This is a genomic window from Flavobacterium sp. AJR (assembly GCF_002156885.1).
Classification (GTDB): Bacteria; Bacteroidota; Bacteroidia; order Flavobacteriales; family Flavobacteriaceae; genus Flavobacterium.
This window is the reverse complement of sequence record NZ_NCWQ01000192.1, coordinates 1-1,421: the sequence shown is the minus strand read 5'-3', so window position 1 is coordinate 1,421 and position 1,421 is coordinate 1. Positions and strand designations below refer to the sequence as shown.

The 1,421-nt window shown below is 37.2% G+C and carries 1 protein-coding gene; it reads left to right on the top strand.

Features of this window, described 5'->3' with window-relative positions; genetic code table 11:
- Window positions 1-1,421, top strand: a 1,421-nt coding sequence (locus B8T70_RS23490) for an Ig-like domain-containing protein (protein ID WP_304529093.1), incomplete at both ends; no start/stop codon positions are given.

Genomic DNA, 1,421 nt, shown 5'->3' with positions numbered 1-1,421 from the left:
TATACTAATACCTGGACGGTTAAAGATGAATGTGGTAACACTTCGGACACTTTCACGCAAGTGATAACCATCGAAGATACTACAATACCAACATGGACTACTCTAGCTGGAAGTTTGGATATAACTATCCAATGTAGTGATGCAGCAGGTTTAACTACTGCGCAAGCTAATGCTCCTGTTGCAACCGATAATTGCGATAGCGATGTAACTAATATCGTTAAAACTAGCGGTCTGTTTGTAGCTTCTGAGTCTTGTGGTAATGCTGGTACTTATACTAATACTTGGACAGTTAAGGATGAATGTGGTAATACTTCGGACACTTTCACGCAAGTGATAACTATCGAAGATACTACTAAACCTACTTGGACTACTCAAGCTGGAAGTCTTAATATAACTATTCAATGTAGCGATGCTTCTGGATTAACAACTGCGCAAGCTAGTACTCCTGTTGCAACTGATAATTGTGATAGTGAGGTGACCATCGAAAAAACTAGCGGACAGTTTGTAGCTTCTGAGTCTTGTGCAAATGCAGGAACTTATACAAACAGTTGGGTAGCAAAAGATAATTGTGGTAATATCACAGATACTTTCACGCAAGTGATTACTATCGAAGATACTACGAAACCAACATTTAACGGTGAGCTTCCTACTGATATCACGGTATCATGTGATAAAGTTCCTCAAGCAGCAAATATAACTGCATCTGACAACTGTAATGTTGATGTGCCTGTAGTTTATACTGAAGTAAAAAGCGGTATCGAAAACGAATGTAGTACCAATTATATACTAACTCGTAAATGGGTAACTAGCGATTGTTCAGGAAACACAACTTCGTTTACTCAAGTAATTACCGTTAAGGATACTACGCCACCAACTGGAACTGTTCCTGCTGATATTACTTTGGAAAACATTGCAGCTATTCCTGTTGCAAATCCTAATGCAATAACAGATGCTACTGATAACTGTAGCCAAACTGTAAATGTAACGGTAAGCGATTCTGATAACGGCGGTACTGGTTGTGGAGGTAGTCCATATATCTTAACCAGAACCTATACATTATCTGATTGTGCTGGTAACCAAACCATATTGGTACAAACAATTACAGTTAGAAATGAGGTTATACCAACTTCAACTTTTAATAGTGAAGCTTGTAATGCAGATTCATCTACAGTTAACTTATTTAATTTATTACCTAGAAGTACAACTGCGGTTGGTACCTGGATAGATACTGATAATTCTCATGCTATAAACGGTAACATTGTTACTTCTTTTGGACTTCCTGTTGGTAACTATTTATTTGAATACCAAATACAAGATGAAGTTTGTCCTAGAAGTTTATTTGTAAACCTTTCTATCAATGATGATTGTAAAGTATTAGCATGCGGAACAATACTGGTACATAATGCATTCTCTCCTAATGG